The sequence below is a fragment of the Mesotoga infera genome (assembly GCF_900157305.1).
Classification (GTDB): domain Bacteria; phylum Thermotogota; class Thermotogae; order Petrotogales; family Kosmotogaceae; genus Mesotoga; species Mesotoga infera.
The window spans coordinates 1,470,100-1,495,373 of the sequence record NZ_LS974202.1 but is presented as its reverse complement, the minus strand read 5'-3'; the positions used below and the strand labels follow the sequence as shown (position 1 = coordinate 1,495,373).

General features: G+C 50.8%; 18 protein-coding genes. 11 read left to right on the top strand and 7 right to left on the bottom strand.

Translation table 11 applies throughout. The features are described 5' to 3' along the window. The 7 genes from MESINF_RS06635 (at position 1) to MESINF_RS06605 (ending at position 11,087) form a co-directional block, all read left to right on the top strand. Positions 1-1,530: an alkaline phosphatase family protein gene (locus tag MESINF_RS06635; protein ID WP_169699091.1), complete on the top strand. Its 1,530-nt coding sequence runs from the start codon at positions 1-3 to the stop codon at positions 1,528-1,530. A 16-nt stretch (positions 1,531-1,546) separates the two neighbouring features. Continuing rightward, complete coding sequence (locus MESINF_RS06630) at positions 1,547-2,407, top strand: MurR/RpiR family transcriptional regulator (protein WP_169699090.1); 861 nt, start codon at positions 1,547-1,549, stop codon at positions 2,405-2,407. Positions 2,408-2,436: 29 nt separating this feature from the next. Next, positions 2,437-3,417 (top strand): ABC transporter substrate-binding protein, encoded by a 981-nt coding sequence (locus MESINF_RS06625; RefSeq protein WP_169699089.1) that lies wholly within the window; start codon positions 2,437-2,439, stop codon positions 3,415-3,417. Positions 3,418-3,476: 59 nt separating this feature from the next. Further along, positions 3,477-5,153 (top strand): ABC transporter permease, encoded by a 1,677-nt coding sequence (locus tag MESINF_RS06620; protein ID WP_169699088.1) that lies wholly within the window; start codon positions 3,477-3,479, stop codon positions 5,151-5,153. A 14-nt stretch (positions 5,154-5,167) separates the two neighbouring features. Then, positions 5,168-6,238, top strand: coding sequence for an ABC transporter ATP-binding protein (locus MESINF_RS06615; RefSeq protein WP_169699087.1), 1,071 nt, complete (start codon positions 5,168-5,170; stop codon positions 6,236-6,238). Between the two features lie 137 nt (positions 6,239-6,375). Continuing rightward, a complete protein-coding gene (locus MESINF_RS06610) occupies positions 6,376-7,686 on the top strand; it encodes a metallophosphoesterase (protein WP_169699086.1) in 1,311 nt (436 codons plus the stop codon). A gap of 242 nt (positions 7,687-7,928) precedes the next feature. Continuing rightward, positions 7,929-11,087: an HD domain-containing phosphohydrolase gene (locus tag MESINF_RS06605; RefSeq protein ID WP_231936646.1), complete on the top strand. Its 3,159-nt coding sequence runs from the start codon at positions 7,929-7,931 to the stop codon at positions 11,085-11,087. On the opposite strand, the gene MESINF_RS06600 is transcribed toward MESINF_RS06605, so the two are convergent. The 4 genes from MESINF_RS06600 to MESINF_RS06585 form a co-directional block, all read right to left on the bottom strand. Further along, on the bottom strand, positions 11,021-12,004 hold the full coding sequence (locus tag MESINF_RS06600; protein WP_197712649.1) for a phospholipase C/P1 nuclease family protein: 984 nt from the start codon (positions 12,002-12,004) through the stop codon (positions 11,021-11,023). The genes MESINF_RS06605 and MESINF_RS06600 overlap by 67 nt on opposite strands. A 1-nt stretch (position 12,005) precedes the next feature. Beyond that, on the bottom strand, positions 12,006-13,085 hold the full coding sequence (locus MESINF_RS06595; RefSeq protein ID WP_169699085.1) for an ABC transporter ATP-binding protein: 1,080 nt from the start codon (positions 13,083-13,085) through the stop codon (positions 12,006-12,008). A gap of 4 nt (positions 13,086-13,089) precedes the next feature. Further along, positions 13,090-14,784 (bottom strand): ABC transporter permease, encoded by a 1,695-nt coding sequence (locus MESINF_RS06590; RefSeq protein ID WP_169699084.1) that lies wholly within the window; start codon positions 14,782-14,784, stop codon positions 13,090-13,092. A 143-nt stretch (positions 14,785-14,927) separates the two neighbouring features. Further along, complete coding sequence (locus MESINF_RS06585) at positions 14,928-15,908, bottom strand: ABC transporter substrate-binding protein (RefSeq protein ID WP_169699083.1); 981 nt, start codon at positions 15,906-15,908, stop codon at positions 14,928-14,930. Between the two features lie 293 nt (positions 15,909-16,201). Here MESINF_RS06585 and MESINF_RS06580 point away from each other — a divergent pair, with 293 nt between their 5' ends. Next, positions 16,202-17,065 carry a MurR/RpiR family transcriptional regulator gene (locus MESINF_RS06580; protein WP_169699082.1) on the top strand — a complete coding sequence of 288 codons (864 nt, stop codon included), beginning with the start codon at positions 16,202-16,204 and terminating at the stop codon, positions 17,063-17,065. A gap of 178 nt (positions 17,066-17,243) precedes the next feature. Next, the gene (locus MESINF_RS06575; RefSeq protein WP_169699081.1) at positions 17,244-18,149 is read left to right on the top strand and encodes an isoaspartyl peptidase/L-asparaginase family protein; all 906 of its coding nucleotides are present in this window, start codon (positions 17,244-17,246) and stop codon (positions 18,147-18,149) included. 7 nt (positions 18,150-18,156) lie between these two features. Here the strand turns inward: MESINF_RS06575 and MESINF_RS06570 are convergent, their stop codons facing one another. After that, on the bottom strand, positions 18,157-19,539 hold the full coding sequence (locus MESINF_RS06570) for an MATE family efflux transporter (RefSeq protein ID WP_169699080.1): 1,383 nt from the start codon (positions 19,537-19,539) through the stop codon (positions 18,157-18,159). A 188-nt stretch (positions 19,540-19,727) separates the two neighbouring features. On the opposite strand from MESINF_RS06570, the gene MESINF_RS06565 reads away from it, so the two are divergent. Together MESINF_RS06565 and MESINF_RS06560 are read left to right on the top strand one after the other, a co-directional pair. Beyond that, positions 19,728-20,807 carry a glycosyltransferase gene (locus tag MESINF_RS06565; RefSeq protein WP_169699079.1) on the top strand — a complete coding sequence of 360 codons (1,080 nt, stop codon included), beginning with the start codon at positions 19,728-19,730 and terminating at the stop codon, positions 20,805-20,807. Beyond that, positions 20,800-21,426: a glycerol-3-phosphate acyltransferase gene (locus tag MESINF_RS06560; protein ID WP_169699078.1), complete on the top strand. Its 627-nt coding sequence runs from the start codon at positions 20,800-20,802 to the stop codon at positions 21,424-21,426. Before MESINF_RS06565 ends, MESINF_RS06560 begins: the two co-directional genes overlap by 8 nt. 227 nt (positions 21,427-21,653) lie before the next feature. Here MESINF_RS06560 and MESINF_RS06555 read toward each other — a convergent pair whose 3' ends face one another. Together MESINF_RS06555 and MESINF_RS06550 are read right to left on the bottom strand one after the other, a co-directional pair. Continuing rightward, on the bottom strand, positions 21,654-23,447 hold the full coding sequence (locus MESINF_RS06555) for a WD40 repeat domain-containing protein (protein ID WP_169699077.1): 1,794 nt from the start codon (positions 23,445-23,447) through the stop codon (positions 21,654-21,656). 99 nt (positions 23,448-23,546) lie between these two features. Then, on the bottom strand, positions 23,547-25,256 hold the full coding sequence (locus MESINF_RS06550) for a M3 family oligoendopeptidase (RefSeq protein ID WP_169699076.1): 1,710 nt from the start codon (positions 25,254-25,256) through the stop codon (positions 23,547-23,549). Between the last annotated feature and the right edge of the window lie 18 nt (positions 25,257-25,274).

Here is a 25,274-nt window from a genome sequence, read left to right as displayed (position 1 = left end):
GTGAATCTCCGCGAAGCGATACTAAGGCAATACGATAAAGGTCTAAACGATTACTGGATCCCGCCTCTAGTTGCGTGTGACGGAGATAAAAGGCCGGGAAGAATTCAGGACGGCGATACGGTTATCTTCTGCTGCCGAAGGGGGGAGAGAGAAGTCCAGCTGATGGAAAGTTTCGTGGAAAAGCGTTTCGCGGCCTTTCCGGTACGCGACTTTTCGAGGCTCCGTTTCGTGCCGCTGGTAGAGTACCATGAAAAGTTCTCGAAGATAGAGCCAATAGTTTCGCCGGTCAGGCCGGAAAGGACACTGGGCGAAATTCTCAGCGGTGAGGGTAAGAAGCAGCTCGCGGTGACGGAGTCTGAAAAGGAGTCTCACGTTACCTTCTTCTTCAACGGCCGGCACAGTCGTCTCTACCCCGGTCAGGTGGCCGAAATCATACCGAGCTGGAAGGACTTCAAGAATCACCCGGAGATGAAGAGTGCCGAGATCGGCAAGGCAGTGGTGAAGGCGATGGACAGGTACGATTTCATCATAATCAACTTCCCGGCCGGCGACGTGATAGGCCATCTCCAGGAAATGGAATTGAAGGTGAAGGCCGCAGAAGAGATCGATAAAGCGCTGAGCGCGATCTACAGTCAGGCCAAATCTCTCGGACGCACACTGATAGTCACAGCCGATCACGGCCTAATGGAAAGAGGCTTTACCGATGAAGACACACCTTCTGTCTCACACACGACGGCGCCGGTCCCCTTCGTAGTGGTCAATCCCATGCTCGGAAAAGATGACATAATCAACGGTGGGTCTCTGGTCGATGTGGCACCGACGATACTCTCGCTGATGAACATCCGCAAGCCCGAGGAGATGACAGGCCGCTCTCTTCTCAAGAGAATTCCCGTATCAAGCGGCGTGGTTCTGGTCATACTGGACGGCTGGGGGGAGGGCAACGACGATCCCTCTATCAATCCTCTCAAGGCCGCCTCCACTCCGAACCTCGATTTCCTGAAGAGGAAGTTCCCATTCACAAGGCTTATGGCCAGCGAGGAATACGTTGGACTTCCCCACGGAAGGAGCGGCAACTCCGAGACAGGCCATCTTACCATCGGGGCAGGAAGGTTGATCGAACAGGACGAACTCAGGTTGATGAGAGTCATAGAACGCCGCTTCGAAGACAACCCGGTTCTCGAAAGGGTGTTGAACGATATAAAAGACGGAGCCTCCCTTCATCTTATAGGTATGCTTTCGGAGGCCAGCTCTCACGGGAATATAAACGAGATTCTGTCGATCTCGAAGGTGGCAAAATCAAGGAATGTAGAGAGAATCTTTTCACACCTGATACTCGACGGCCGTAGCGCGCCGCCGAAAAGCGCCGTCGCTTTACTCGAGAAATACCGCGAAGAACTCGGAAAGACCGAAGTAGTAACAGCCGTTGGAAGGGGTTACGCACTGGACAGAAGCAAAGATTACACAGGGAAAACAAAGCCGGTGTATGATGCACTCGTGGAAGGTAAAGGCGAATGCTATTACGGGCTATAAACGGGAGGAAGGGCTCTTGGAAAGAGACATGACTATTCTCGATAGGGTAAGGGAGGTCTATCCAACCCTCACTAAGTCCCAAAAGCTCATCGCCGACAGTATCCTCGAAAACTGGGAAAACATCGCCTTCGTCTCTCCCAAAGAGCTGGGGGCGAGGCTGGGAGTCAGTGAAACGACTGTAATAAGGTTCGCCAGATCGATCGGATACGAAAGCTTCACAGATCTCAGACAGCACAGCCAGGATCTGATAAAGGAGAGGTTGACTCCGGCCGAGAAGATGTCGGCGACGGTGAGAAAGATAAAGTCCGGCGAAACTTCTCTGGAGCGACTGTTGACGGCCGAGGTCGAGAACCTTAAGGAGGGCATTTCCAGGGTTTCGTCGGATGAATTTTATCGTGCCGTCGATCTTATCGAAGGCGCAAAAAGGGTCTTCGTGACCGGTCAGGGCGTATCGGAATCGCTGTGCAAGTTCCTCGAATTCAGGTTCAGACGGATGCAAATCGATACCCGGGTCGTCACCGGCGGCGGGAAAAGCTTCTACGAGACGCTTCTTCTCATGAACGACAGGGACGTGCTTTTCGGTATAGGCTTCTTTCGCTGCTCACAGGACATACTCAGGGCCTTCGATTACGCAAGGGCCAGGGCAATCCCGACTATCGCACTCACTCACAGCACCGTTTCGGAACTGGCTTTGAGATCGGATGTAACACTGGTCGCCAATAGAGGGCCGGTTCCCTTATTGAACTCGCTCGTCGTTCCGATGGCCATACTCAACGTACTTATTCTCTATCTTGCCGAGAGGGACGAAGAGAAACTTAAAGCGCTTAAAAAACTGGATGAGATCCCTAAAATTTTCGGGCTTAACGGGAAGGAATAGTTTCCCGGGCCGGTGCAGGAGGTTGTCTAATGAGAAAGTACGTAATTGTAATTCTGCTACTGATCTGTAGCGCGGTGCTTTTTGGAACCGAGAAGATAATGCTTTACACCTCGGTTCCAACGGAAATTATGACGGCTATCGCCGATGCTTTCATGGCTGCAAACCCCGGTATCGAGCTGGAAGTTTTCAGATCCGGTACCGGAACCATCCAGACCAAGCTCGCCGCCGAAGTGCAGTCCGGCAATATACAGGCCGATGTTCTCTGGGTCGCAGAGTTCTCTTACTATGAAACTCTGAAGAAACAGGGTCTTCTGGCGCAGATATACCCCGAGGAGGCCTCGGCACTGCCGGAGAACTTCAAGGATCCGGAAGGCTATTACTACGCTGGAAGGCTTATCAACATGGTTATAGCCTACAACACCAAGGCGCTCACGCCGGAAACGGCTCCCAAATCCTGGAAGGAACTGACGGATGAAAAGTGGTACGACAACTACGTAGTGCCAAACCCCGAGTACTCGGGCGCTGCCGTCGCCGCGGTCGGCGCGCTGGCCAAGAAATATGGCTGGAAATACTTCGAGGATCTAAGAAAGAATGAGGCAGTAGTTGTCAGAGGGAACAGCGATGTCGCGCAGAAGGTAGCGGCCGGAGAGTTCCCGATAGGCATGACTCTCGACTACATTGCGCGCGACCTCAATGTCAAAGGTAGCCCGATCGATATCATCTACCCCACCGACGGCACGATAGCCATCCCGAGCCCCATTGCGATTTTGAAGTCATCGCAGAAGATGGAGGCCGCTATGAAGTTCGTCAACTACATCCTCTCGATCGATGGCCAGAAGGCACAGGTCGAGCTTGGTTCACTGGTTCCGGTCCGGAGCGACGTTAATCCCCCGGCCAATACGCCGCCCGCCGGCGAGATACTGGGACAGGCGATGGAAATTGACTGGAAATATATCGAAGAAGGGCTCGCCGAGATCAATGCGAACTTCTCCGATATCATGCTGTTCTGACGGTTTTCGGCCCGGCCTCTCACGGCCGGGCCTTACTTTCATCCTGAGGAGTGGTACTCTTGTTGCAGAGAAAGATCAAGGCCGATCCCTTCATTCTGGGCGGGACTTTCGTGGTGATAGCCATTCTCGTGGTTTTTCCCCTGACGCTGCTGTTTTTGAACAGCTTCAAATTCGACGGGGCCTACACGCTTCAAAACTACGCTACCGTCTTTCAGGCGAAGAGAAATTATACGGCTCTCTTCAACAGTCTAAAGTTAGGTCTCTTCACATCGCTTTTTTCGGTTCTGCTTGGAGCGCCTCTGGCCTGGCTGGTGACTAGAACCAACCTCCCTTTCGCGAAGCTCTTCAGAACACTGTTCATATTACCCTATATGATTCCGCCTTTCATAGGAGCGATCGCCTGGTCTCAGCTGCTCAACAGGCGCAACGGTTATATAAACAGACTTATCCAGTCGATCTTCGGCATAGAAGGGTACGTCTTCAACGTCAACACCATGCCGGGCCTCATATGGGTGATGACGCTATACCTTTATCCCTTCGTGTTCATAACCGTGGCCGGGGCTCTCGAGAGGATGGATCCGACGCTCGAGGAGGCTGCAAGAACGTGCGGATCGAAGACGATGAAGATAATGCGCGATATCACGCTTCCACTGGTAGCTCCAAGCATAGCGGGCGGAGCGCTCCTTGTCTTCGCCTCGAGTATAGCCAACTTCGGCATTCCGGCGCTTGTGGGAATGCAGGGGAGGGTCTTCGTTCTTACGACGATGATCTATTCGTACATGCACAGCGGTGGTTTCAACGGAATAGCCACAGCTTCGGCCCTGTCGATAATGTTGATGGTGATCTCGGTCGGAGCCTTGCTCATAAACAATTTCTACCTCAAGAAGAAACAGTACACCCTCATATCCGGAAAGAGCATGAGACCGAAGACTCTCGATCTGGGTGCCTGGAAGATACCCTGCCTTATCGTCGCCTTAGTGGTAGTCTTTATAACCGTCATCATGCCCTTCTTTTCAATAGGTCTCACATCGCTGCTGGATGCCTGGGGTGCCGATATAACTTGGGAGAACCTCACCTTCAGGAATTACAGGTACATTCTCTTCGAGTACGGGCTAACCAAAGACGCCCTGAAGAACAGCTTCCTGCTGGCCATTTCGGCCGCGACGATCTGTATGGTCCTGGGTTCCTTGATCGCTTATATAAGCGTTAAAACGAAAATAAGAGGCCGCAAGGCCCTTGAAACTATTGCGCAGATACCTTACACGATACCGGGCACGGTCGTGGCGATAGCTATGATACTGGCCTGGTCTGGCAGTTACGGGGTGAATCTTTACAACACCTTCTGGATACTCCTCTTCGCCTACGTTGCCCATTACGTGGCCTTTGCCGTGAGAACGACGTCGGCCTCTCTGGAGCAGATACACACCTCCCTTGAAGAGGCGGCCAGGATCTCGGGCGGCAGCTGGTTCACTTCGCTGAAAGATATAGTCGTGCCTCTGATAAGACCTGGCCTGGTGGCCGGCTGGTTTTTGATTTTCATGCCGACCCTGAGGGAACTTACGATGTCCATACTCCTCTGGGGACCCAGGACGGTAACTATTGGAGTCGCCGTGTTCGAAATGCAGGAGGCCGGATATGTGCAGATATCGGCCGCCTTTGCCACACTTCTTTTGTTGATCGTTATAGCAGGAAACCTTCTGGTGAAGTGGCTAACCAGAGGAAAAGTCGGAATATGAGGGGAGCGAGTTGAATGTCAAAAGTTGTTCTCAAGGGACTTTCGAAATCGTTCGGTGATGTGAATGTCGTCAATAATATAGACCTGGAAATCAAAGACCACGAGTTTCTCTCCTTTCTCGGTCCTTCGGGTTGTGGAAAGACAACCACACTGAGAATGATCGCCGGTTTCGATATGCCCACGACCGGGGAGATCTTCATCGGCGAGAGACTCGTGTCGTCGGTGGAGAAAAAGATCTTCGTTCCGCCGGAAGAGAGGAACGTCGGCATGGTCTTCCAGAACTACGCCGTGTGGCCGCACATGGATGTTTTCAAGAACGTCGCCTATCCGTTGAAGATAAAGAAGACCGGCGCCGAAGAAATGAAAGAGCGAGTGATGAAGGTTCTCTCCATGGTTAAGCTGACAGGCATGGAGAAACGCTATCCTCACCAGCTTTCGGGCGGTCAACAGCAGCGCGTGGCTCTGGCCAGGGCGCTGGTCATGGAACCTGACGTTATGTTACTCGACGAACCTCTCAGCAACCTCGACGCGAAACTGCGCGAGGAGATGCGCTTCGAAATAAAGGACATTCAGCGACGCATAGGCGTCACGATAATCTACGTCACACACGACCAGGCAGAAGCCATGGCCATGTCAGATCGGATACTCCTGCTCCACAACGCCAGAGTGCAGCAACTCGGAACCCCTAAGGACCTTTACGAGAGGCCCGAAAACCAATTCGTCGCCGACTTCATCGGCCTTATAAACTTCTTGAAGATAGATGTTACAGAACGAGAAGGTCGAATGATGGCCTCTTTTCCATCCTCACCCGAGACGCCGCCTTTCGAAGTGAATCCCGAAAACACCGGAAAGAGCAGCGAAGGGGGGTTCGTCTTTGCCATAAGGCCCGAGAACGTTAAGCTGGTCTCCCCCGATAGCAGCTCAATAAGAGGAAAAGTGACCAAAAAAGTCTATCTTGGCAATATACTAGATTACCGCGTGGCGCTGGGAAAAGAAGAGATCCGTGTGGAAGCCTCCTCCGGCGAGGAGTTCGAGCTTGGGCAGACCGTGGGGCTTCGGTTTGAAAGTTATGTGCTCTTCAAGTAAGATCGTAGTCGTGAAAAGTTTTTGAGGATTGTAGCCGGAAGTAGTTCGATCTCCGCATCTCAAAATTCGGACGCGAAAGAATTCACAAGTATGATAAAGTAAAAGGGCAGCTGATTTTCCAGACCGCGGGGCATCGAATGGGAGAAAAAAAGAAGTACTACATTATCAGCGATCTACATATTGGCGGAGACGGTGAACTCGAGGATGTAACCTTCAAATCCGAGCTGATAGGTTTTTTGAACTCGCTGAGCGAGACCGGGGACTCCGGTGAGGACGTCGAACTGATCATCGCCGGCGATTTTTTCGGTTTCTGGGAACTATCCACCGTTGAAGGACCCGTTCAACTTGACTTCGTTCTAGACAAGTACGCCGATGTCTTCCAGGCCTTCAGGAAGGCCGGTGAATCCGTAAGGATAACCTACATAGTGGGAAACCACGATCACACTGTGCTCGGCTATCCCGGCTCGAAAGAAAAACTCGGCGAATATAACATCTTTCTGGATGAAAACCAACACCTGATAAGGGAGATCGCCGACGAGAAGATCTGGATAGAGCACGGCCACCAACACGACAAGTTCAACGAAATCGAAGTGCCCGGCTCTGAACTATGCAGACCGGCCGGTTTTTACATAACGAGATACCTTCTGTCGCTCGCCGGCCTTATATCCAGAATGGGCAGAAAGAACTGGCTGGTTAACGTTCGATGTGTGCAGCCTTTGAACGCGTTGCCAAGATGGATGTTTTCTAGTTACTTCTATCTGGAGATGCATCCCTTATTGAGGCTGGCCATCGTTCCCTTTCTCTTCTTTTTCGCGGTCAGTATAGTCCTCTTTATGCTCGGAATCCTCGATATCTTTGGACTCAACAGCGTACAGTATCTCTACGAAGATTTTCTCAAACCCTTTGGCGTGGTGGGCAGTGTTGTGGATACAATCATCGGAATAGACGTTTTGATTCTGATCATTTTTGTGGTGGTCTCGATCCCGCTGTTCATAGTTTTCAGGGACATAAAGTCGGCGCTCAAGCGGTACGGTCTCGTTTACGAGAAAAAGGAGAAGGCCGAAAAAGAGCGGGCCTATCTGGAAGGCGCGAGAAAGGTCTTCGAGAGCGACAGGTCGGTAAAATTCTTTATCTTCGGCCACACACACAATCCCTTTCTCCTGAAAGATGGCGATCGTTACGTTATCAACACGGGCACATGGCTCGAAAGGCTGGAAAGGGTGAAATCTTTTATTTGGCCTTTCCCGGCAATCTTCTACCCCCGGTACGACCTGAATTACTTCGTCATATCATACGACGGTAAAGACACGGTGATCGAATACCACAGGATCGACAAGACGCCTTCCACCAAACTCACGCTCCTGCAGAGGTTTCTGATATCGTTGCGAAAAAAGCCTCCCGCCGTCGAAATCCCTTCAATAACCCGGACGTCCGGATTTGACGGGTGAGATGGTAGTTTCTGGAAAAGCGCGACACATATCACATACCGTCCGATACCTTCAATGTAGAGGGTATTTGAACGGGACTCTTTCGATGATTTGACAATCCCAATTACCGCTTGAAAATACGTGAGCGGCGTGTCCGTCTGAATAATTGTCTGTAACTCGGTTGCAAGTCTTATAACATATACGATTAATCGGAGAAAAAATGGTACGATTGCCATATAGATTGTTTTTGAGGAGAGTTCATTTTGGATCGTGGATTTTATAACCATTCAATGAACGCCTTGCAGGCTCTCGAAGAAAGAATAAAGGAGCTAAATTGTCTTTATACTCTCTCCCGGCTTCTGGCCGATTCCAGAACTGTCGAAGAGGCCGTCGGGGCGGTTCTAAAGACTCTTCCCCCGGCTTTCCAGTTTCCCGACAGTGCGATTTCACGGGTACTAATAGACGGTCGGGTTTATTCTTCAAGAGAGGAATGGTTCCCCGATAGATCTATCGGGTGCAAACTGCTGATCGGAGGTCGTGAGGCCGGTTGCGTAGAGGTTTCTTATTTCCCAGCCGAAAGCGGCGAGCACCCGGAGTTTCTACCAGAAGAGGAAAAGCTTCTAGCGACGGTTGCGCACAATCTTGCAAGCACTATAGAACGTGTGAATTTTTTCAACGAACTCACAGAGAGCAAAGAAAGGCTGAGTTTCGCGATCGAGGCTAGCAGGGAAGGAGTCTGGGACTGGAATATCGAGACGGGAGAGGTTTACTTCTCGCAAAGATGGAAAGAGATGCTGGGCTACTTTGACCATGAAATAGAGAACAGGTTAGAGGAGTGGGAATCGAGAGTCTTTCCGGGCGACCTTGAAAAAGTCGAAAGAGAACTGCGGAGGTGTCTGAGCGGCGAGATACCCTATTACGAGGTCGAATACAGAGTTATGACCAGGAACGGCTCGTACAAATGGATTCTCGACCGCGGAAAGGTGGTTCTTCGGGATGCTCGGGGCAGAGCCTTGAGGATGGTGGGCACTCACACCGACCTCACCGAACACCACAGGATCGAGGACCAGCTGAGGCGGTACAACAGGGCGCTTTCCTTCCTGAGCGAAGTCAACCAGTTCCTGGTACGCGTGACCGACGAGGAGGAGCTTCTCAAAGGAACGTGCTCCATCGCCACGGAGTTAGGCGGTTATGCACTCGCCTGGATAGCCTACAAAGTTCCCTCCAGCAGCGACTTGAAGCCTGTTGTTTCGAGTGGCCTGGCAAAAACTTATCCAGAGAAGATCAGCGTCACTTTCGACGAGAGCGAGCTGGGCAGGAGCGCTGTCGGCACGGCGGTGAGGACCGGCAGGACCGTTATAAAGAGCTCGATAGATAAAAACCCCGAGTACTCTCCCTGGAAGGTTGTGGTCGACAGTTACGGGCTCAAGTCCGCGATATCGCTTCCTTTGAAGATAGAAGAGGAGACCATCGGCGCCCTCAACATATACTCCACCGATGAAAACGCCTTCGATCAAGAGGAAGTTCGTCTTCTGGAGGAGCTTTCCGGAGATCTCTCTTACGGGATCCTCTCGCTGCGTAACAGGAGGAAGCTAGAGCATCTTAATAGAGTTCTTCTATCTATAAGGAGCATAAACCAGCTTATAGTGAGAGAAGAGGACAGGGGCACGCTCATCAGGAAGATAACCGACCTCCTCACCCGACTCAGGAGCTACGATAATTCTCTCCTCGTCATTATGGATGAGAACATGAAAGTTGTTGACTGGTCAAGTTCGGGATTCGAAGGAGAGAGGCTCGAGAAAATGAATATGGCCTTCAAAGAGATTATTCTCCCTTCGTTCATAACCCGGGTTTTTACCAGCGATGAAGTTTTGATGATCTCGAACGAGGAGTATCGCAGGTCCAGTCTCTACGATGACGACCAGACAGAGCATGTGGTTCTATTGAAGAGTTTGAAGAGTGCCGATAGAATTTTCGGCTTCATCGCCGCCATAATGCCGGAGAACTTTGCACAGGACCTCGAAGAGAGGTCGCTCTTTGGAGAGATAGCCAACGACATAGCCCTGGCCATAAGTAAGATCGAATTGAAAAACGAGAGAGAGAGTCTTCAAAAGAGATTCGCACTCTTCATGGACAAATTTCCCGGAGCCGTTTTCATGCAGGACAGAGATCTCAGGCTCAGCTATTTCAACAAGTACATGGAGAAATATTTCGGGATCGACAGGAACTTTCTTGGAAAGAGCGCAGATCAGTTACTAACCGGTGAATGGGGTAGATCCATGCTGGAGCATGACAGGAACATCTGGCTCGGAAAGAGCATTTCTGAAGAATTAATGGCCCGATGCGCCGACGGCAGGGACAGGATTTTCTTCATGCAGAAGTTCCCGATCTCTTCCGGGAGCGATACTCCCATGATCGGTGGTATCGCTCTGGACATAACAGATAGAAAGCTCTCCGAGATCATGGCGACCCGACTTGGCAGAGTGCTGGACTGGTCGGTGAACGAGATATACGTTTTCGACCACGAAACGCTCCGTTTTCTGCTGGCAAATCGTGGAGCGATAGAGAACACGGGTTACTCGATGGATGAATTGAAGGAGATGACACCACTCGATCTCAAAAAAGAGACCTCACCCGACGAATTCAAAAAGATCACCGAATACTTGAAAAACGGTAAGAACCGCTCGGTGGTCTTCGAAACCGTTCACACGAGAAAGGACGGCACGAAGTATCCCGTCGAGGTGCGTTTGCAACTCCACGACGACAATATGGGAAAAGTCTTTGTGGCCGTGATAGTCGATATAACAGAAAGGAAAAAAGCTGAAGATTCTGTCAGAAAAAGTCTGGAGTCTCTCATAAGGACTCTCTCGGCCCTTGTCGAATCGAGGGATCCCTACACCTACGGTCATCAGAAGCGAGTTAGCGAACTTGCCACGGCGATCGCTGCAAGAGTGTTCGCCGATGATATCCGGGGAAAGGACAGAACGGAGTCGGTGAGGGTGGCGGCGCTGCTACACGATATAGGGAAGAACGCCGTGCCGGCCGAGATACTCACCAAGCCGGTTCAGCTGAACAAGATCGAATTCGAGCTGGTGAAGGAGCACGCCAGACAGGGTTACGAGATTTTGAAGGAAGTGTACTTCCCGTGGCCGATCGCCGAAATAGTCAGGCAACACCACGAGAGGCTGGATGGCTCTGGTTATCCAGACAAACTCACCGATGACTCTGTGTGCCTGGAGGCCAGGATAATCGCTGTGGCCGATGTTGTGGAAGCGATGTCCTCACATAGGCCGTACAGGGCCGCGTTAGGAATCGAAGAGGCTCTGAAGGAAATAAGAAAAAACGCGGGGCGGCTTTACGATCCTACCGTAGTAAAGGCCTGCCTGGAGATCTTCAAAGAAGGCTTCGAGTTCAGTGAATGAATCGTCTTCAAGTACGACTTCACCAGCTCCGCCATTCCTGACAGGAAACGCACCGTGATCGAGTCAAGTTCTTTCGTGTCTCTCTCTCTAGAAATTTTGTCGAAGTAAGCCCTGTCGCCCTTGAATCCGTCAATAGTGTCGAATTCATCTCCGGCGACTGCCCTTATACTGGACTGAAGATCTTTCACCAGTTTCAAGCCGCGATTTCTGGCCTCTATGGCCAACCTTCGTGGATCGTTGAAGCCGGGCGAGGGAACCGCCGACCAGATAGCTTTCAAAAACGGCGCGTACCCACGCCAAAGCCGGTAGCCCGTGTATCTATCGTGGAATTTGTGGTAGTTGCTTATCTTCCGGAACTGTCTTCTGTAGGCGAACGGTATCTTTAAAATATCTCGCGCAGTCCCTGGCGAGGTGTGGTAAGGCGTGCCGCTGTCCTGGAGGTAATGTACGGCCCGGGCCATGAATCTGAAGCCCCAGTAGCGATCGCCCCTTTGGAAGGCGATCCGGCTGAGTCTGTCGAAGTACTCAACCATCTCCGTAACCCTTCCAAAACGCAGTCCCATGTGGAACTCTTCGTGGCGCCAGGCCTGACTGGAACCCATTAGCCTTTGCAGTGGCGAGAGAACCATTTTACCGTCCATTCCGAAATCCGGCTCGTAAGAGTAAACCGTTAGAATCTGCCACACCGGCGCCCGTCCATCGGCCGGTTTGCAGTTATCGAAGAAGGGACGATAAAGCTCATGGTCGGAATCAACCATGTACTGCTCGCCTAGATAATCCTCGAAAGCGCTTCGGGCAAGGTTGTAAGGTCCAGGATCGTCGCCAGCGTAAGAGTAGGGAGTTATTTCGACACTCTCGTTAATGTAATCGCTCTCCAGATCGAGACAATAATAAGTCAGTGCGTCGTGACCGTCCATTTTAAGCTCTTATCACCCAGGCGCTCTCTCTGGAGAAGTAGAGTTCCGTCTCTCTACCCACTACCGGCAGCTTTCGCTCGATCGGGTTGAAGGTAACCGCGTTTATCTTCCTACCGTCGGACAGCTCCAGTTCGTATTCGACGTTCGAGCCGAGAAAGATGTACTTCAACACCTTTCCGCTCAAAGAATTGATCCGCTCTTCCTTTCGGTCCGACAGCGACTCGGGCCGCAGCACCACCCTGGCCGGCTCGCCGATAGCGAGTTCGGTTCCCTTCTTTCCGATTATCCTGTTGCCGGTCGTTCCTGCCGAAACAACCACGGTATCGCCATCGACGGATTCCACCGTTCCGTCGATGAAGTTGACCCGGCCTATGAAATCGGCGACGAAGCTGTTTTCGGGACGGGCGTATATATCGAACGGACTGCCGATCTGCATGACCTTTCCCTGATTCATGACAACTATCACGTCCGATATGCTCATGGCCTCGACCTGATCGTGCGTAACATAGACGCTCGTGATATTCACTTCCTGCTGAATACGCCTTATTTCCAGCCTCATCGTTTCCCTCAGCTTCGCGTCGAGATTAGAAAGAGGTTCGTCGAAGAGCAAAACGCTGGGTTCCATGACCAGGCTCCTGGCCAGAGCCACCCTCTGTTGCTGACCGCCGGACAGTTGATCCGGCCTCCTTTTTTCAAGACCCTTAAGCCCCACCAGATCGGTCATCTCGATAATCTTTCTCCTCATCTCGGAGCGATCCAGCCTTTTCAGTTTCAGGCCGAAGGCGATGTTTTCCTCCACCGTCAGATGAGGGAAGAGCGCGTAACTTTGAAAGACCATCGAAATGTTTCGCCTGTTGGGGGGGAGGTTCGTCACATCCCTCTCATCGAGAAGAACCCTTCCACTGGTGGGGACCTCGAAACCTGCGATAATTCTAAGCGTGGTAGTCTTTCCACAACCCGACGGGCCGAGCAACGTCACTAGCTGCCCCTTTTCGATCACCTGATCGAAGTTATCTACGGCTACAGTCTCCACACCGTAACTGGTGAAGACCTTTCTCACGTTTTTCAGAATTAAACTCATAGCATCACCCCTGTCCCATGCTTTCACTTCCGGAAAGACTGACCTTGTTCTTGAGGAAAATCTTCAACACCAGTATGAAGGCCATTATCATCGCTATCAGTATCACAGAGAAGGCGCAGGCCTCCGAAAGACGGCCGGAATCGCTCTGACTGAGAATCTGAACAGTTATCAGATTCCACCGGGCCGATACCAAAAAGATAGCAGCACTTATGGCGGTCATCGCCCGGACGAAGGCGAAGACCAAGGCTGAGAAAAAGGCGGGAACTATCAGAGGTAGCGTAACTCTCGTGAAGACCTGACGGTTATCCGCACCCAGCGTGTAGGCGGCTTCTTCGATCGCCGGATCGACCTGGTTGAGCAGGGCCACCCCCGATTGGATACCGACGGGGACGTATCTGAAGACGAAGTTCAAAACCAGGATCGCCAAAGTCCCGGTGAGCAGAAAGGGCTTCGTGTTGAAAGCCAGGATGTAGCCTATGCCAATAACCGTTCCGGGAACGGCGAAACTTAACAGGGATGTGAACTCCATGAGCTTTCTGCCGGGAAATAGCTTTCTGACCAGCAGAAAGGCGATCACCATTCCCAGAAGCGCCGAAATGGGCGTAGATGTGAAGGCGATGATAAGGGTATCCTTGATCGCTTCGAGGCCGACGTCAAAGACGTACCTGAAGTTCTCCAGCGTCAGCGTGTTGTTCATGCCCCAGGCCTTTACAAAGGCCCCCCAGAAGATCGTGGCGTAGATAGTCAGAGTGAAAGCTGCCATCAGCATGCAGAGTGAGAAGAGCAACCACTTAACCGGTCTGTTCACACTCTTGAGAACCGAGGTGGTCGGTTTTCCAGTTACGGTCACGTACTTCTTCTTTCCGACCCAGTACTTCTGAATTATGAAGGCGACTATCGATGGAAAGAGTAGCCACACCGCCAGCGCCGCGCCTCCACGGGTGTCGTACATCCCCGTTATCTGGAGATATGCCTGCACCGAGAGTACCGGGAACTTACTACCTGCAAGAATCAGAGGATTGCCGAAATCTGCCAGCGACTCTATGAACAACACCAGCATCGTGCTGGCGATACCGGGAATGGACATCGGGAGTATCACCTTGCGGAAGGCCTGCCATCTGTTTGCGCCCAGGTTGAAGGCCGCATCTTCTAACGTCGGACTTATAGTGCCTATGACACCGTCGAGCGTGATGAAGGCGACCGGGAAGAAGCAGACCACTTGGGCCATCATGAGTCCCCAGAGACCGTAAACGGGGAAGTTCCGGATACCAAATATCCCGGCCGTTATGAGTCCGTTGAAGCCGAACAGCATGATTATCGACAGCGCCCCTATGAAGGGCGGAAAAACTATCGGGAGAATGGCCACCGTTCTAAAGAATCCTTTGAAAGGGATGTCTGTTCTATTGATGGTGTAGGCGAAAATGTAACCGATCAGCATTCCGAAAAAGGCCGTGAGCCCCGCGACAAGAAGGCTGTTGAAAAAGCCCTGCCTCATGTACCTGTTGGAGAAGGCCTTAGTGTAGGCGCTCAGGTCGAACTGTCCGCTTCTGTTCGTGAGGCTCGCCGAGAAAACCTTGAAAATCGGATAGATGATGAATATCGCCAGTGCGGCAAAAATGATTATTATAGTTATAAGCAGAACAGGGTCCTTGAGAAGATTGAGCAATCTATTTTTGGTCTCTTCACTCCTGAAAGCCACAAAAACTCCCCCTGACATACTTCGAAATCGCTTTTAACCTGTAGGTGGGTGTGAACCGACGCTTGCCCTCCCGTAGTTGCTTAAAAACTATATAAACGTAACCGGGAGCTTCATAGCTCCCGGAAAGTCTTTCTATTATTGAATCAGTAAGGAAGAACTTCGTTAACCCATCTCTCGATGAGCCTGGTTTTGTTTTCGGCTGCCCAAACTGGATCGACCGAAATCAACTTGATGGTCGAAAGTGGCTGAAGGTTTCCAAAGTCAACGTCCGATCTTATCGGGTAGAAGTAGGTCTGCTGATCCACGATCTGCTGCTGGCCGGCTTTAGATACAACCCAGTCGATCAATTTCTGCGCATCGGCCAGATTCTTGGCGCCCTTGAGTATAGACACGGAAGCCACTTCGTAGGGAACTCCCTCTTTAGGGAAGACAACTTTAACGGGGTAACCCTGTTCCATGAACTGGAAAAAGGCCGGCGTGAACTGAATGCCCATCGCTACCTGTCCAGGTCCCACGGCTTTGGATGGCCCGGTCCCACTCTGGGTGTAGGTTTGTATGTTTGGTGCCAGCTTTTTGAGATAGTCGATCGCACCGTCTTCCCCGTATATCTGAACGAGTCCTGTGATTAGACTGTAAGCCGTTCCAGAGGATTGCGGGTTGGGGTACTGGATCATTCTGCTCAGTTTGGGGGAGAGGATATCTTCCCATGTTACAGGCATCGAAGCTTTGATCTGTTCCAGAACCGCGGTGTTGATTCCGATCCCCAGAGGATTCATATAGATCGGGTGATAGTAGCCTTCCACATCGTAGAACTCAGGAGAGACTCCGTATACACTGAGAGTCTTGTAAGACTGGGTAAGACCACGTTCCTTGGCAATAATATGGTTTTCCAGCGGCGCGCCGAACCAGACATCGGCCTGTGGATTGTTAGCTTCGGCCTCGATCCTGGCCAGTGCCGGGCCTGAAGAGAGGAAAACGAAATCGACAGCTATTCCCGTCTGCTCGACGAAGGCGTTGAGTATCTTCCTGGCATTAGCCTCATCTACGCTAGAGTACACAACCAAATTTGCAAAGGTTACCGCAACGAACATTACAAATAGAGATAAGATAAGAACACGTTTCATGATTTACACCTCCTATATGTATATTTTAGCATCGACTACCTGAAGAGGAAAAGATCTGGAAGCTGTCAACGTTCCCCGGCTATCACAAGAATTAAGCAAACGATTCTGTTCGATAATCGAAGATATATAGCTATAATCGCTTTTAGTCGACTTCTAGGCCATTAAATCACCAATTTTTAGAGTATGAAACTACAATTTCATGGTGGTACTATATTGAAATAATAGTTTCATCAGTTTCCCAAGTTTCGAATTTGACAGGATAGGGGAGCTCCTTTTTTGCCGGGAGGTACCGGATGGTTTCAAAGAAGATCTCGGAAATGATGGGTCAATTTTCGCCCGTAAACAAGAAGATCGCATCATGTGTGCTGAGAAATTACACGGAGATGGGTTTCACGTCCATAGAGAGTCTCAGTTCTATGGCCGGTGTCAGCAAAGCATCGATCGTAAGATTTTCCAGAACGATAGGTTTTTCCGGTTTCAATGAACTGAAAAAGCGCATTCAAAGCGATCTGAAGAAGAAACTGCAACCATACGAAAAAATCGCCACAACGGACCTTGATAAAAAGACCGTAGGTGCGCAGTTGCAGGAGCTTGCGAGAAACGAGATCGATAATCTGAGGAAAACCCTTTCGAGCATCGAAGAGGAGGAACTCCTGAGTTGGGTCAGGGCTATAGGTAAGGCCAGAAATATATATTTCGCCGGATTCGGTGCGACCAGGCATATCGTATCTCTTATGCAGTACACTTTATCGGTGCTCCAGAGAAAACCGACCTGGTTGCTGGACGGCTCGATCTCCGATTTCTCATACAAGATCAAACTCATGGAGAAGAACGATATACTTATTCTTATGACCTTTCCGCCCTACTCGAAAGAAATCGAGTACATTGTTCGTTACGCAAGAGAGAAAGATGTGGAGGTTTTTCTGATCACGGACTCGGTAGAGTGTCCGGTTTATTCTCAGGCGCGTTCGAAAATCGTTTGTGAAAACAACTCCCTGTTGTTCGGCAACTCCTTTGTGGGACCGATAGCCTTGATCGAAGTGATAGGCAACTTCCTGATCCTGAGCGAGAAGGAACTGGGAATGACGGAGATGAAAACGCTCTGGGAGGTAGAAGAAAAGGGTTATTCTTTGATAGACTCTCAGTTCGAAAAGTGAGTTTGAAAGTCGTTCCATTTTACGGCTGCGCCCTTCCTGGATTGGCTGCAGGCGTTTTCAGGAATCGAAGCGGGGAAATGCTGGTCCGGGTATCTCATTCGCCGGTTAGAGTTCTACCGGCGAATATCCCGGCGATACGTTGCGAGGAGTTTTTATTTTATGTAACAGAGGTGTTCTCATGCAAGCTATCGTGGTTCATGGCGGGGCCGGTAGTTTCGAAAGCGAAGAGGATCACAGGAGTCATAAGAGGGGAATAGCTGAAGCTCTGGAAGTCGGTTTTTCAATTCTAAACAGAAGAAAAAGCTCCATAGAGGGTGTGGTCGCTGCCGTAAAGAAGATGGAGGAAGACCCGGCTTTCAACTGCGGAAAAGGTTCTGTACTGAACTTGAAGGGCGAAGTTGAGATGGATGCGGCGATCATGGATAGTGAATTGAACGCGGGCGCTGTTTCCGGTATCAAGAGAATCCTCCATCCCATAGAGGTGGCGAGAGCTGTCATGGAGCAGACGGACAACGTTTTATTGTCTGGCCAGGAAGTGGAGGAGTTCATCCGGATCATGGGGTTCCCGCGCGAGGAGAACCTTGTAGTGCCTGCGAGACAGCTGCAGTGGCAAAGGAATATGGAAAAGATCGAGAGGGGCGAGAACTTGCGCTTCTCCAGAACCATCTCACTGGCCAGAAAGACACCGGGGTATTACTCAACCTCCGGGGCTGTCGCGATAGACGACAACGGAAAAATGGCCGCAGCCACTTCCACGGGCGGAATCGCGATGAAAACTTTCGGAAGGGTGGGAGATACTCCCGTAATCGGCGCCGGAACCTACGCAAACAATTTCGGAGCCGTCTCGGCAACTGGGCACGGAGAAAAGATAATAAAGCTGACGCTTTGCAGGCTGGTTGCCTTCTTCATGGAGCAATACCCGGCCCAAAAGGCCGTCGACCTGGCGCTGGAGAGGGCCAAATATTTCGATTGCGAATGCGGACTGATCGCGATCGATCGGTATGCAAATATAGGGATAGGTCATACCACCAGAGATATGTCCTGGGCCTATGTAAAGGAAGGCCATAAACCGGTCACTTTTTGACTCACCCTTATCCGGCCCTCCCGTCGGCAACCTGTGATCGACTCTCTATTCTGAGTTTCTTGATCGCTCTTATGGCGAGGATCCCGGCGACGAACAGTGTGAAAAAATCTGCTACTGTTTGTGCGTATATGACTCCATTTAGCCCGAAGATCCGGGGCAGCGTTATCACGGCCGGTATGAGGAATATCCCCTGCTTGGCCATAGAGAGGATACCGGCCGATAGTCCCTTTCCCATGCCCTGGAAGAGATAGTTGAATGTCAAAACGAAGCCAAAGGTCGGGAAAAAGATGCTCACGGCTCTGAGAGCCTGCGAACCGATTTCTATGACCTTAGGATCGTCGCTGAATATATTTATTATCATACCGGGGAAGACCATGCCCGCAATTCCGAACACGATCGCGAAGGCCGTAGTAACTATCAGTGAGAACTTGAGTGCTTCAAATATCCTAGAGTAATTCTTCGCACCGTAGTTGTAGCCGGTAACGGGCTGGAAAGCCTGGCCGTAACCGAAGAGAACCATCATCCCCAGCATCAGCACCCTCATGGTGATTCCAACCGAGGCGACGGCGTGATCGCCGTACACGGCCGCCGCGTTGTTTAACAGGGCAACCGAGAAGCTCGATAGAAACTGCCTTAGAAAGGTTGGCAGGCCGATCTTGAAGATCTCGCCGTAAATGTGAAGCGAAAACCTGTAGAGCTTTATCGACAGACGTGTATAACTCTTCTTGCGCAGATAGTACTCCAGAAGTATCATGGTCGATACGGACTGGGAAATGACCGTGGCCAGCGCGGCGCCGACCACCCCCATGCCAAAGCCGAAGATGAAGAGTGGGTCTAAGGCGACGTTTAGAAGGGCTCCCGACACCATGGCCATCATGAATCTCGGCGCGTTTCCTTCGGCCCTCACGAGGTTGTTCATGGTCATGTTCATCATATTAAGAATCGATCCCATGATTATTACCATCGTGTACTCTCTGGCATACTCCATGATCGTTTCCGTGGCGCCGAAGGCCTTGAGCAAAGGATCGAGGAAGGTAAGTCCCAGGACGGTGAAGGCGATTCCCGTCGCCAGGCTGGTGAAAAAGGCCGTGGAAGCGGCCCTGTCGGCCTGCTCCTTATCTCTTGCGCCCAGCAATCTGGAAACGTACGAAGCGCCGCCGACACCGTAAGTGAGACCGACGGCGCCGATAAGATTGAATATTGGAAAGGCGATGGCGATAGCGCCCATCGCGCTCGTTCCGATCCTCCCGATGAAAAAGGCATCTACTAGATTATAGATGGCGTTGGTCAACATGGCTATGATAGACGGTATGGAGAGTCCGATCAAAAGGGACGGGATCTTCATCTTTCCCAGAGCTCTGGCCCTCTCCTCCGAACTGCTGAACTTCAAGACGATACCTCCGTATTACGAAGCTTTGTTCTATCAATAATACACTACTAGCAGGAATTATTAAGAATGAAGCTTCCATGTTCGGTCAACACAATGTTTTGCTTCCGGCGGTTTCTTTGCATGAGAAGCAGAAATGCTAGAATTGTTCTATAAAGTTGTAGCGGGAGGGGAAGTCTCTGATCATATTTTTGTTCACCTTGATAGCCTGGTTAACGGGCCTGCTGATTTTCGGCAGGCCAAAAGTCTTGGAACCCTCGCATTTGAATGATGACGGCGCTGGAAGGAAAATCTCTCTCATAATTCCGGCCAGAAACGAAGAGAAGAATATCGGGAAACTATTGGAATCGATTTCGAAGCAGAAGACCGTTCCACACGAAGTGATCGTCGTGGACGACAATTCTTCGGACGGAACTGCGGAGATCGTGTCGGGCTATAATGTCAAGCTTGTCAAGCTCGAATCCGATCCACCGGCGGGATGGATAGGCAAATCATGGGCTTGCTGGAACGGATACCTCGCCTCCGTTGGAGACGTTCTGGTCTTCCTTGACGCGGACGTGGAGCTCTCTCCTGAAGCGCTAGGTACCATCGTCAACCTTCAAGAGCTCAAAGGCGGCCTGTTTTCCGTCCAGCCTTACCACAGAATGGAACGGTTCTACGAGAGCTTCTCGCTGGTCTTCAATCTCATAGTGGTCGCTTCGCTTGGAAATTTCATGGCCGGCGAAAGGAACCCACCGGGAGCTTTCGGTCCCTGCATGGTCTGCTCGAGAAGCGACTATGCCAGTCTCGGCGGTCACGAAGCTATAAAAAGCAACGTTCTTGACGATATCGGTCTGGGAAGGACATTTTGGAAAAACGGACTCCCTGTGAGCAACACTCTTGGAGGCGAGATGATCAGTTTCAGGATGTACCCGGGCGGAATCGGGGAGGTTCTTAAGGGTTGGGGAAAGAACTTCGCAAAGGGAGCCGGCTCTACACCGCCTCTAACACTCATAATGATGGTCCTGTGGATCACAGGAGTTTTTTCCACCTTCCTGAGACTTCCCGTCGCCTTAGGTTTCCAGATCCAATTCATAGCGTTCATCATCATGTATCTGGCTTATGCCGTCCAGATCTACCTGTACTCAAGGAAGATCGGCTCCTTCTCGATAGGCCACGCCCTCATCTTTCCGGTCTATTTTCTCTTTTTCTTCTACACCTTTATCTACTCAGGTCTGAGAACCCTGCTTTTCAAACGGGTAAGCTGGAAGGGGAGGGATATAGATGTCTGAGCCCGTCTTTCTTCTTCTCTTTCTTCTGGAGTTCTTCGTGGGTTCGATTATGTTCTCGTACTGGCTGGGGAAGATCAAGGGAAAGGACATAAGGCAAACCAGGGACGGTAATCCCGGCGGCTCCAATTTGGGAAGGGTCTTCGGCTGGAAGTGGGGGATGGCCGGCATAGTTCTGGATTTTCTCAAGGGCTATGTTCCGTTGGTTTTCGTCGTGGAATTGGGGATCTTACAGAACTGGCGTCTGGCGATAGTTTCGGTCGCGCCCGTTCTCGGCCACGCCTTCTCTCCTTTCCTGAAGTTTTCCGGGGGGAAGGCCGTTGCGGTGACCTTCGGTATCTGGTCGGCTTTGACAAGGTGGGAGGTCCCGGTGTTACTCGGAACGATCTTCACCATCTTTTCTCTCACGAGGGTGATCAGAAAGAAAGGTAAAACAACTCCCGCCGACGACGCCGCGAGGGTCATGGTTGGCATGCTCGCCGTTCTTGTTTACGTTCTTATGCGCGGTATTCCCTATCTGCTGCCCGTATGGTGCATGAATATGGCGATACTTTTCTACAGGCACCAGAGGGATATAAAAGCGATTCTCGTCAACCAGGGCTCAAAAAGAAACGCTCGTTGAATCGGGCGAAAATTATCAAAATGGACCGGGGTCATCTGGCGATAATGAAGTAAAAGACAACACCGAGTACAGTCACCAGAACAACACCGACGGCCAGAGATATCAAAGTAAGCATAAAGTCACCTCCCTTTGTATTCTATCGTAAAAACCCGGCTTCTAGAGCCTTGCCAGAAAAAAACCGGAGGGAATTTACCCTCCGGTCTTGTTTTGGTGGTTCGATAACGCTTTTATTCCGGTCTTACATCGGGAAAGATCAGAACATCGTAACTCGGCATACTTTCGAAGAGAAGTTCGTTGGTGGTGTAATCCATGACCAGAACTCTGTGCATACCGTTGGTATCCTTTTCGGTGAAGTAGATGTAAGGTCCTTCCACCTTGATCGAAGGAACCGGCGCGTCCATCCAGAGCACCCTGTTGCCGAGTACCCGGTCGGTACCGGTTTCAAGATCGTACACCCGGAGGGCGATGTAAGAGAAATCGCCGTACTCTTCCGGTGGGATAAAATAGATGATCCTGTTGTCGCTTCCAAACTCCGCCCAGACAGCTGTTTTTGCTGTTTTGAGCGGCTCATCCGTCGACAGGTCGACGATGTTGCCGTCATAATCTATCGCGTAAGCGTTGTCGTTGGAAAGGAAAACTAGATCGTACCATCCTTCCACTGTTTCGAGCACCTCGCCGGTGTCGGCGTTGAATATGGAGAAAACATCGTAATCGGTGGAGACAGCCACCCTGTAACCATCGGGCGACCAAGAGACCGGTATCATTCCAAAATCACCGTCGGCCGACCAGATCTGAGTCAATTCCGGTCCAATCATGACGATCTTCTCACCGTAATTATCCAGAAGCAGGAATTTCGAGCGATCGGGGGAAAGTGAATATACAGTGTATCCGTTGAATCTGGCCTTTCTCTCTCCTTCAACCACGACCCTCTCGTTCTGCAGCGATATATAGACGAAAGTCTTTGAATCGAGAAATTGTCCGTAAATAGCATCTGCTAGACTTCCGAAGAGGTTTCCTTCGATATCGAAGAAACCGACGCTTCCGGTCTCGTAATCCATATTGAGCGTGTTGTATGAGATAACTACCTCTTCTCCTTCCAGCAGCTCGTCAATCTTCTTGGGGGCCGGAACTCTCGACAGCCAGGAGTATATCCAGTCGAGCTCTTCGTGTCTGATCATGTATGACTGAAGATTATTCTGCAGCGATGCCTCGCCGCTGGAGAGAACGATCGCCCTGAACAGCTCGGAAACATAATCGGGAATATAGATGTAATCCAGTATCTCTGTGGCATTTCCCAGCGCAGCTTCGTCGTTGAAACTTTTTCCCTGGAGGAACAGCTCAACAGCCTCGTCGTAGTTGCCATAGTTCAGGGCCAACAGACCTTTTAAGAAGTAATACATCGGTTCCTCGGCCAGATCCTGGGAATATTCCATGAGCAGCTCCTCGGCGGTCGTGAAGTCGCCATCGTAGAACAGATTCTCGATATAGGGTATCAGGAACTCGCTCTCTCCGAAATCTTCGACCAGGATCTTCGACACGATCAACGAGAGATCGGTCGGGTACAGTTCTTTGGACTCTTCGTATAGATACTTGTATAGTTCCAGGTGATCCTCGTTCTCGATCGATGTCACGGCATAACGGACGTCGGATTCGCTGAGATACCAGGAGCTGTTTAGACTGCGTAAATAGTAGAGAAGCGATTTCCTGTTCTTGAAATTATCGAAGTATATTTTCGATAGTTCGCTCGCCTGCTCCGAGTAATAGTTTTCCAGAGCCTTTTCGATCGTTCTCTCGAAGATCGCCACCATGCCTTCGGGTATCTCCGTGAGGGCATGTGCAACCTCGATCACGGTGTTGATATAGCTGTTGTAATCGTAGTTTTCTTCGTAAATCTTAAGAAGCGCCTCGAGGCTTTCTATATCCGCGGGGTTGGCGGCCAGTTTTGCTTTCAATTCTTCGGTCTGGGCGAATAAGAAGAGCGGTATCAAAGTCAGAAATAGAATTATGAGTATCTTTTTCATTATCTCACCTCCTAAACTATTCTATTCTCAACGGCCCTCCGCGAATCCTGTTTTCGAGACTCTGCTCCCCGCAAATAAAACTACGATCGGATCGTTTTTCTAGAGCCGCTCTATCTCTCCCCCGACGAAATTGACCAGCTCGGATATATATGACTTCGAAAAGTCGAACTTGATCCCCGCCGCTTCGTACAGTTCATCGAGAGGTCTGGAGTATCCCAGAGAGAGAAACCTCTTGTAATCGGCTATGGCCTTTTCCCTGTCGAGTCTGTAATTTCTGTATATGGCAAGGGCTCCGAGCTGGGCGATACCGTACTCTATGTAGTAGAAGGGGTTGGTGAAGATATGGGGCTGAAGCAGCCAGCGGATTCGCCGCTCCCGCTCTAGACCTGACCAATCGATCCCGCCTTCGAACCTGGCGAAGATACCGGCGAACTTCTCGTCCCTCTCGTCGGGCGTGTGGTCGGGATTGGAGTAGATCCACTGCTGGAAGGCATCGACCGTCATGCACCAGGGCAGGAAGCTTATAGTTCCGGTCAGCTCCTCTTTTTTCGCCAATTTCAGTTCTTCGCTGTCAGGGTAGTATTCGTCCCAGTGATCCATGGTGAGCAGTTCCATCGACATCGAGGCGAGCTCGGCCGCTTCGTGCGTTGTGTGTCTGTACAGTATTATTCTCTCGCCCACAGTCGAGAAGGAGTGCATGGCGTGGCCCGATTCGTGGAGAATAGTTCTGACGTTGCCCGGCGTTCCGGTGGCGTTCATGAATATGAAGGGCGCCCCCGTTTCGTCCAGCGGGTAGTTATAACCCCCGGGAGCCTTCCCCTTTCTATTTTCCAGATCCAGCAGTCCTGTATTTTTCATTTTTTGTAGATTGAGACCGAACTGTCTGTCGACTCTGGAGAGAACGGCGATGGCCTTTCCTATGAAGTCATCCATGCCGTCGAAGGGCTTCAATACTTTTCCCGAGGGTTCTACCTGTGTATCCCAGGGTCTGAGCGATTCCACTCCGATCTCTTTTTTTCTACTCTCGTTCAGTTTTTTCACGAAGGGTACGACCACGGCCTCGACTGAATCGTGAAATCTGAAGATATCCTCGACCGAATAGACGAACCTGTTCTTCTTGGCATGCATGAAATCTCTGTAGTTTTCGAAACCTGCATTTTTGGCCTGAGGTATCCTGATCTCCTTCAGCTGATCAAAAAGCTCCTCCAACCTGTCGTGGACAGTTGAAAGCTTCTCCATCGAGAGTCTCCATGTCTCCTCTCTCACTTTTCTGTCTGGCTCCTGCTGGAATTTGGAGAGTTGAGAGAGCGTGTACTCCTTACCAGCGTATTCTACCGTCAAAGAGCCTATCGTAGCGCCATAAGCGGAGGATAACTCCTTTTCCTTTACCTCGAGCGGAAGGTTTTCCTCTCTGAACATCTCGATGGTGTTGGCCACTATCCTGTCAAAATTCTCGTACCTTAAAGTGTCGAGCTCGGCCCTGTAGGGACTGTCATAATACTTCTTCAGCAGCCTCATTTTGTAGGGTTCGGCTCTGGAGAACACCCCGGCATAGAAGTTAGAATAGTTCTTCCTCTTTTCTTCGTTGTCGGCAAACCTCGTCATCTCTATGTACCTCCAGGCAAGCTGCTCCTGGATCGCCATATAGAGTTCGCTCCATCTGTAGAGGAACTCTTCCAGAGAGTTAACACTGTCCACAGGATACTCTTCCAGTCTCTTCAGCTCGGTCTCGACGTTCTTCCACACCGAAAGATCGAGGTCCTCCGGCAAATACCTGCGTGGCTGCTTCACAATCTTCTCATCTGCCATTCCTTTACCTCCCGTACC

What these genes read in the sequence shown, in the direction of transcription:
- MESINF_RS06560 (WP_169699078.1), top strand. Translation starts at nt 20,800, where the DNA reads ATGTCTGAGCCCGTCTTTCTTCTTCTCTTTCTTCTGGAGTTCTTCGTG.
- MESINF_RS06625 (WP_169699089.1), top strand. Translation starts at nt 2,437, where the DNA reads ATGAGAAAGTACGTAATTGTAATTCTGCTACTGATCTGTAGCGCGGTG.
- MESINF_RS06600 (WP_197712649.1), bottom strand. Translation starts at nt 12,004, where the DNA reads ATGGACGGTCACGACGCACTGACTTATTATTGTCTCGATCTGGAGAGC.
- MESINF_RS06555 (WP_169699077.1), bottom strand. Translation starts at nt 23,447, where the DNA reads ATGAAAAAGATACTCATAATTCTATTTCTGACTTTGATACCGCTCTTC.
- MESINF_RS06615 (WP_169699087.1), top strand. Translation starts at nt 5,168, where the DNA reads ATGTCAAAAGTTGTTCTCAAGGGACTTTCGAAATCGTTCGGTGATGTG.
- MESINF_RS06575 (WP_169699081.1), top strand. Translation starts at nt 17,244, where the DNA reads ATGCAAGCTATCGTGGTTCATGGCGGGGCCGGTAGTTTCGAAAGCGAA.
- MESINF_RS06585 (WP_169699083.1), bottom strand. Translation starts at nt 15,908, where the DNA reads ATGAAACGTGTTCTTATCTTATCTCTATTTGTAATGTTCGTTGCGGTA.
- MESINF_RS06580 (WP_169699082.1), top strand. Translation starts at nt 16,202, where the DNA reads ATGGTTTCAAAGAAGATCTCGGAAATGATGGGTCAATTTTCGCCCGTA.
- MESINF_RS06610 (WP_169699086.1), top strand. Translation starts at nt 6,376, where the DNA reads ATGGGAGAAAAAAAGAAGTACTACATTATCAGCGATCTACATATTGGC.
- MESINF_RS06550 (WP_169699076.1), bottom strand. Translation starts at nt 25,256, where the DNA reads ATGGCAGATGAGAAGATTGTGAAGCAGCCACGCAGGTATTTGCCGGAG.
- MESINF_RS06595 (WP_169699085.1), bottom strand. Translation starts at nt 13,085, where the DNA reads ATGAGTTTAATTCTGAAAAACGTGAGAAAGGTCTTCACCAGTTACGGT.